This window comes from Clostridium sp. AM42-4 (genome assembly GCF_003480105.1).
Lineage (GTDB): Bacteria > Bacillota > Clostridia > Lachnospirales > Lachnospiraceae > Brotaphodocola.
Genome location: NZ_QUIK01000005.1, coordinates 124,583 through 131,723, shown reverse-complemented (window position 1 = coordinate 131,723; position 7,141 = coordinate 124,583). Strand labels below are relative to the sequence as shown.

Genomic DNA, 7,141 nt, shown 5'->3' with positions numbered 1-7,141 from the left:
TTTTTCCCTTGCTCCTGTGGCTGGAGCGGAGAACAGCAGCAGTTGCAAAAACGGGCAGAACCAGCAGGAAAACGGGCAGAACCAGCAGGAAAACGGGCAGAACCAGCAGGAAAACGGACAGAGCCAGCAGGAAACTGGTCAGAGCCGGCAGGAGACCGGCAAAGCAGTTTCCGGCATGCAGGCTGGTGAAAAGCTGCTCCGCTACATCGACAACCGGCCTTTCGTTCCGCACGATACGCGGGAGCGAAGCCGCCGCTGTGAGGAAATCTTCACCATTCAGGCCATGGGACTGAAAAAGCGTCTGGAGCATACCGGCTGCAGCCATGTCGTGCTTGGAATTTCCGGTGGACTGGATTCGACACTGGCTCTTTTGGTAGCTGCGAGAGCATTTGACATGCTTAATATTCCGCGCAGCCAGATCCATGCGATTACCATGCCGTGCTTTGGAACTACGGACCGGACATACCAGAATGCCTGCCAGATGACCAGAAAGCTGGGGGCATCCTTAAAAGAAATTGGTATTAAGGCATCGGTGACACGGCATTTTGAAGATATCGGCCATGATATTACGGTGCACGATGTCACTTACGAGAACGGCCAGGCCAGAGAGCGCACCCAGATCCTCATGGATATCGCAAATCAGGTGGGCGGCATGGTCATCGGAACCGGCGATATGTCGGAGCTGGCGCTTGGCTGGGCTACTTACAATGGTGACCATATGTCCATGTACGGTGTCAATGTTTCCGTACCGAAGACGCTGGTACGCCATCTGGTACGCTACTATGCAGATGTCTGCGGCGAAGAGGAACTCAAAGCAGTGCTCCTGGATGTTTTGGACACTCCGGTAAGCCCGGAGCTGCTTCCGCCGGAGAATGGTGTCATCTCCCAGAAGACTGAGGATCTGGTCGGACCGTATGAGCTTCACGATTTCTTCCTTTACTATGTGCTGAGATTTGGCTTTAAACCTTCCAGAATCTACCGGATGGCTCTTCAGGCATTTGAGGGAGAATATGAGAAAGAAGTGATCTATAAATGGCTGAACGTCTTTTACCGCAGGTTCTTTGCACAGCAGTTTAAACGTTCCTGTCTGCCGGACGGCCCGAAGGTTGGTTCTGTGGCGGTTTCCCCGCGCGGAGACCTGCGTATGCCGAGTGATGCGGCAAGACAGATCTGGATGGATGATTTACAAAGCATCAAATTAAAGGAGAGTACAAAAGCGTGATCAGCAGTACAACCAATAAACAGGTGAAATTTGTGAATGCCCTGGTGAAAAAAGCAAAAACCAGGAGAGAGGAAGATCTGTTCGTGGCAGAGGGACTCCGCATGTGTTCCGAAATCCCGAAGGACCGCATTCACACACTTTATATATCGGAAAGCTTTAGCAAAACAAGGGAATGCAAGACGCTCCGGGAAGGAGTAAAGCATATTGAGCTGGTGACAGACGAAGTGTTTAAGAGCCTTTCCGACACGCAGACGCCGCAGGGCATTCTGGCATTGGTAAAGCAGTATCATTATACGCTGGATGAGGTGACCGGAAAAACCGCAAAAGAGAAGGCCACGGCATCCGGACAGGATGCGGATGGATCAGTACAAAACAGGAAAAAACAGGAAAACCGGAAAAAGCCGGCACTTCTTATGGTGCTGGAAACGATCCAGGACCCGGGCAATCTGGGAACGATCCTTCGTGCAGGTGAGGGTGCCGGTGTGACCGGGGTAGTGATGGATGCGAACACCACCGATATCTATAACCCCAAGGTGATCCGTTCCACCATGGGTTCTGTGCTCCGTATGCCATTTGTATATGTGGAGGATCTGCATGAAACCCTGCAGGAGCTTAAAAACCGGAATATCCGGCTGTTTGCAGCCCATTTAAAGGGAAAACAGGCATACGACCTGGAGGATTACACCGGGGATACTGCATTCCTCATTGGAAACGAGGGCAATGGCCTGACCGATGAAACAGCCGCCATGGCCGACACCTATGTCCGTATCCCGATGGAAGGAAGCGTGGAATCTTTAAATGCTGCAGTGGCAGCATCGGTCCTCATGTTTGAGGCGGCGCGCCAGCGCCGGAACAGCCAGCAGGGAAACAACTAGCAAGGAAACCGCTGGCAGAAACACTGGCAGAAATGAGATTGCCGGAATATTAAGCTCCGGCAGAACAAGACAATAAAATAAGGGGGAGTTGTTATGGCAGCGATTTACTGGCTCATCGCATTTGTGATCCTGGTGGGCATTGAGATCATGACCACAGCCCTGACGACCATCTGGTTTGCCGGAGGTACCGTGATTGCCTTTTTTGCGGCTGTCTTCGGTGCACCGGTTCCGGTCCAGCTTCTGGTCTTTGTGGTGGTCTCCTTCATCTTGCTTTTCCTGACCCGCCCTCTGGCTATTAAGTATATCAACACTTCTACAGTCAGAACGAATGTGGACAGCTTAATTGGAAAAGAAGCAAGGGTGACAGCCGAGATCAGCAATGCAAAGGAGAGTGGAACCGTTTCGGTCCAGGGACAGGAGTGGACGGCACGCTCCGCAGAGGAGGATGCGGTTTATCCGGAAGGTACCAGAGTCTGGATCCGTGAGATCCAGGGTGTGAAACTGATCGTAAGCAATGAAAAAACGCAGCTGTGAGGCTGAGCTTGCGAAATACTTGCGAAAAAGCGTAAAGGAGGAATCATAATGGGTATTTTATTTATTTTTCCGTTACTGATCATCATTTTGGCGGTTCTGGCTTCCTGCATCCGCATTGTGCCGCAGGCGCAGGCACTGGTTGTGGAGCGCCTTGGTGCCTACCTGGACACCTGGTCTGTAGGTGTCCATTTCCTGGTCCCGTTTGTAGACCGGGTGGCAAAAAAGGTCAGCTTAAAGGAGCAGGTTGTAGATTTTGACCCGCAGCCGGTCATCACGAAAGATAATGTTACCATGCGGATCGACACAGTAGTGTTTTTCCAGATCACAGACCCGAAGCTGTATGCTTACGGTGTGGTGAATCCGATCATGGCGATCGAAAACCTGACTGCAACGACACTGAGAAATATTATCGGTGACCTGGAATTAGACCAGACCTTAACCTCCCGTGAGACCATTAATACCAAGATGCGTGCATCTCTGGATGTGGCAACCGATCCGTGGGGCATTAAGGTAAACCGCGTGGAGCTCAAGAACATCATTCCTCCAGCTGCTATCCAGGATGCCATGGAGAAACAGATGAAGGCAGAGCGCGAGCGCCGTGAGGCGATCCTGCGTGCCGAGGGCGAGAAGAAATCCACCATTCTGGTTGCGGAAGGTAAGAAGGAGTCTGCAATCCTTGATGCAGAGGCAGATAAGCAGGCTGCAATCCTTCACGCAGAGGCTGAGAAGGAGCGCCGCATCCGCGAAGCAGAGGGTGAGGCAGAGGCAATCTTAAAGGTGCAGCAGGCGAAGGCAGACGGCATCCGCTTCTTAAAGGAAGCAGGAGCCGATGCGGCAGTGCTCCAGCTCAAGAGCCTGGATGCATTTGCGGCGGCAGCAGACGGCAAGGCAACCAAGATCATCATCCCGTCTGATATCCAGAATATAGCTGGTCTTGTGACCTCTGTGGCGGAGATTGCCAAGACAGCTTCAAAGCAGTCAGAGGAATAAAAGTGACAAATGGCTGACAAAAGGCAGAATGCAAAAGATTTAAGACAGGAAAGCGTTCCTGCCGGAATGCTTCAGTAAAGAAGTGTATTATAAAATTTATATACAAATTTATATACAGAGGAGAGACAATTATGAACTTAAAGGGAAGACATTTCTTAACATTAAAGAATTACACCCCGGAGGAGATTTTGTATCTGCTTGATCTTGCAGCAGAGGTAAAGCGTAAGAAAAAAGAAGGAATTCCGGTAGATAATTACAGAGGAAAGAATGTGGCACTGATCTTTGAAAAGACCAGCACCAGAACCAGATGTTCCTTCGAGGTTGCAGCGCATGACATGGGAATGGGCACCACCTACCTTGATCCGTCAGGCTCCCAGATCGGTAAAAAGGAAAGCATTGCAGATACTGCACGTGTTCTTGGACGTATCTACGATGGTATTGAGTACCGTGGTTTTGGACAGGAAATCGTGGAGGAGCTTGCGAAATATGCAGGAGTTCCGGTATGGAATGGCCTGACCAATGAGTATCATCCGACCCAGATGCTTGCAGACATGCTGACGATCCGCGAGCAGCTTGGCAGATTAAAGGGCGTAAAGCTGGTTTACATGGGCGATGCCCGCTACAACATGGGCAACTCCCTGATGATCGTATGTGCAAAGCTTGGCCTGCATTTTGTAGCATGTGCACCGAAGAAATACTTCCCGAACGCAGAGCTGGTCGCACAGTGTGAGGAATATGCAAAGGCATCCGGCGCTACCATTACCCTGACCGAGAATGTCGAAGAGGGAACCAAAAACGCAGATGTCATCTATACCGATGTATGGGTATCCATGGGCGAGCCGGACGAAGTATGGGAGGAGCGTATCCGCGAATTAACTCCGTACAAGGTAACTTCAGCTGTTATGAAGAATGCAGGTGAGCAGGCTATCTTCTTACATTGTCTGCCGGCATTCCATGATCTGAAGACCAAGATCGGCGCAGAGATGGGCAAACGCTTTGGCATCACTGACATGGAAGTAACCGATGAGGTATTTGAGTCTGCGCAGTCCAGAGTATTTGATGAGGCAGAAAACCGTATGCACACCATTAAGGCTGTTATGATGGCAACCCTTGGAGTTTAAAGCATGGCAGGGCAGGAAAAAAAACGGAATCCGCGCAGCAGTGCGCTGGTGCTGGACCTGCTGCATATCGTGATCGGCATTCTTGTAGTTATCTGCGCCATTCTGGCGTTTTTAGATCCGGAGGGGAACAGTATTCTGTTCCCCGTGATTTTCTGGCTTGCTGCCGTGTTAAACGGCGTGATGGGCGCATTCCGGCTAAGATACAGCGGACACGATAAAAAAAGGCAGGCAGGTGGATTCACCCAGTGCCTGCTGGCAGTGGTCTTAACGGTACTGGGTGTTTTAAGTGCCATCAGTATCTGGAGGTAAGGCTTGAAGGACAAAATTTTGAAATTTTTAAAAGAAGCAGATGGCTATATTTCCGGGCAGGAGCTTTGTGAGCGCCTTGGCGTATCCCGCACAGCAGTGTGGAAGGTGATCCGCCAGCTGGAATCAGAGGGCTATCAGATCGAGGCGGTACGCAACCGCGGCTACCGTCTCACAGATAATGCAGACATCTTAAATGAAGCCGAGATCCGTGCGGCAATGAAATCCCAGTGGCTGGGACAGCATGTTACTTTTTTGGAAGAGACAGATTCCACAAACAATGTTGTGCGCCGTATGGCAGAGCAGGGAGCACCGGAAGGCACGCTTGCCGTGGCAGAGATCCAGACGGCGGGAAAAGGCCGCAGGGGCCGCAGCTGGAGCTCTCCAAAGGGGAGCGGCATCTGGCACAGCTTTCTTCTGCGCCCTGAGTTTGCACCGGAGCATGCTTCCATGCTGACGCTGCTCGCAGCCATGGCAGTGCAGAAATCAGTGAAGGATGTGACAGGTCTGGATTGCAAGATCAAGTGGCCGAATGACATTGTGGTAAACGGCAAAAAAATCTGCGGAATCCTGACGGAGATGAGCACAGAGGAGGATTCCATCCGCTATGTGGTTGTCGGGATCGGTATCAATGCCAATACCCCGGACTTCCCGGAGGAGATCCGTGAGACTGCAACATCGCTGGCACTGGAGCTTGGGCATCCTGTGCGCCGCACCCTGCTGATCAACGGCGTAATGTGCGCGTTTGAGGAATATTACCGCATTTACCGTGAGACACTGGATATGAGCCGCCTGAAGGAAATATATGATCAGGAGCTGGTGAATGTAGAACGGGAGGTAAAGGTGCTGGCACCGGGCGGTGACTATACCGGGATCTCCCATGGGATCAACAACCAGGGGGAGCTGATCGTTGAGCTTTCAGATGGCACTATCCGGGAAGTAAATTCCGGTGAGGTGTCAGTAAGAGGAATTTATGGATATGTATGATGCAAAACATCTGTATGACCGCCTGAAGGTCGTAGAGCGTGAAGATGGGATACTGGATCTGGATGCCAGGCTTCGGGCTATGAATGGTCCGCTGCTTACCTGGTATGAGGAGCATGCCAGGGTCCTTCCATGGCGGGAGAACCCGGAAGGCTACCGGGTATGGATCTCAGAGATCATGCTGCAGCAGACCAGAGTAGAGGCGGTCAAACCTTATTTTGAACGCTTTCTCGAGGTACTGCCGGATGTTGCTTCGCTGGCTTCGGTTGAAGATGACCGGCTGATGAAGCTCTGGGAGGGCCTTGGTTACTATAACCGGGCGCGCAATTTAAAGAAGGCAGCCGGGATCATTATGGAAGAATATGGCGGAGTTATGCCGCAGCAGTATGAAGAACTGTTAAAGCTTCCGGGAATCGGCAGCTACACAGCCGGGGCGGTTGCTTCCATCGCTTTTGGCCAGCCGGTTCCTGCGGTAGATGGAAATGTACTCCGGGTCATCTCCAGGGTGACAGCCAGCCGGGAAGATATTTTAAAGGCATCCACAAAAAAATGGATGGAGACCCATTTAAAAGAAACGATGCCAGGGGACCGGGCAAGCCATTTTAACCAGGGACTGATCGAGATCGGAGCCATCGTATGCGTGCCGAACGGACAGCCGCGCTGCGGGGAATGCCCGCTGGCTTCGATCTGTCTGGCAAGAAAGCAGGACCTGATCTCGGAAATCCCGGTAAAGACCCCGCCCAAGAAGCGGCGTATGGAGGATAAAACGGTGTGTATTCTGGAATCCGGGGATCAGGTCGGGCTAAATAAGCGGGAGGCAACCGGGCTTTTGGCTTCCCTTTATGAGCTCCCGAACCGGGAAGGCCATTTAAAGCCGGAGGAAGTACCAGAGGCCTTTGGTCTGGACCCGGCTTCCATCGTGGAGCTTGAGGCTGTCGGACCGGCAAAGCATATCTTTTCCCATGTGGAGTGGCATATGACCGGCTACCGGGTACGGCTGAAAAATGGGATTCCAAAGGCTTACATCGCGGCTGGAAAAGAGGAGCTGAAAACAGTCTACGCATTGCCGAATGCCTTTAGCAGGTATACAAAGCTGATAGAATGAAGAT

The 7,141-nt window shown here is 51.7% G+C and carries 8 protein-coding genes; all 8 read left to right on the top strand.

What is annotated here, in order from left to right; translation table 11 throughout:
• A partial coding sequence (locus tag DW922_RS05680) for an NAD(+) synthase (protein ID WP_243032068.1) occupies window positions 1-1,222 on the top strand: 1,222 nt, incomplete at its 5' end.
• A complete protein-coding gene (locus DW922_RS05675; RefSeq protein WP_118726078.1) occupies window positions 1,219-2,097 on the top strand; it encodes an RNA methyltransferase in 879 nt (292 codons plus the stop codon). The genes DW922_RS05680 and DW922_RS05675, both read left to right, overlap by 4 nt.
• Window positions 2,098-2,190: 93 nt before the next feature.
• Window positions 2,191-2,631: an NfeD family protein gene (locus DW922_RS05670; RefSeq protein ID WP_118726077.1), complete on the top strand. Its 441-nt coding sequence runs from the start codon at window positions 2,191-2,193 to the stop codon at window positions 2,629-2,631.
• Between the two features lie 48 nt (window positions 2,632-2,679).
• On the top strand, window positions 2,680-3,621 hold the full coding sequence (locus DW922_RS05665; RefSeq protein WP_118726076.1) for an SPFH domain-containing protein: 942 nt from the start codon (window positions 2,680-2,682) through the stop codon (window positions 3,619-3,621).
• 131 nt (window positions 3,622-3,752) lie between these two features.
• On the top strand, window positions 3,753-4,742 hold the full coding sequence (argF, locus tag DW922_RS05660) for an ornithine carbamoyltransferase (protein ID WP_118726075.1): 990 nt from the start codon (window positions 3,753-3,755) through the stop codon (window positions 4,740-4,742).
• Window positions 4,743-4,745: 3 nt separating this feature from the next.
• Window positions 4,746-5,051 (top strand): DUF6637 family protein, encoded by a 306-nt coding sequence (locus tag DW922_RS05655; RefSeq protein WP_118718498.1) that lies wholly within the window; start codon window positions 4,746-4,748, stop codon window positions 5,049-5,051.
• A gap of 3 nt (window positions 5,052-5,054) precedes the next feature.
• Window positions 5,055-6,035, top strand: coding sequence for a biotin--[acetyl-CoA-carboxylase] ligase (locus DW922_RS05650; RefSeq protein ID WP_118726074.1), 981 nt, complete (start codon window positions 5,055-5,057; stop codon window positions 6,033-6,035).
• Window positions 6,022-7,137, top strand: coding sequence for an A/G-specific adenine glycosylase (gene mutY, locus DW922_RS05645; RefSeq protein WP_118726073.1), 1,116 nt, complete (start codon window positions 6,022-6,024; stop codon window positions 7,135-7,137). The genes DW922_RS05650 and mutY overlap by 14 nt, the downstream gene beginning before the upstream one ends.
• The last annotated feature ends 4 nt before the right edge of the window (window positions 7,138-7,141 follow it).

What these genes read in the sequence shown, in the direction of transcription:
- mutY (WP_118726073.1), top strand. Translation starts at nt 6,022, where the DNA reads ATGGATATGTATGATGCAAAACATCTGTATGACCGCCTGAAGGTCGTA.
- DW922_RS05665 (WP_118726076.1), top strand. Translation starts at nt 2,680, where the DNA reads ATGGGTATTTTATTTATTTTTCCGTTACTGATCATCATTTTGGCGGTT.
- argF (WP_118726075.1), top strand. Translation starts at nt 3,753, where the DNA reads ATGAACTTAAAGGGAAGACATTTCTTAACATTAAAGAATTACACCCCG.
- DW922_RS05655 (WP_118718498.1), top strand. Translation starts at nt 4,746, where the DNA reads ATGGCAGGGCAGGAAAAAAAACGGAATCCGCGCAGCAGTGCGCTGGTG.
- DW922_RS05670 (WP_118726077.1), top strand. Translation starts at nt 2,191, where the DNA reads ATGGCAGCGATTTACTGGCTCATCGCATTTGTGATCCTGGTGGGCATT.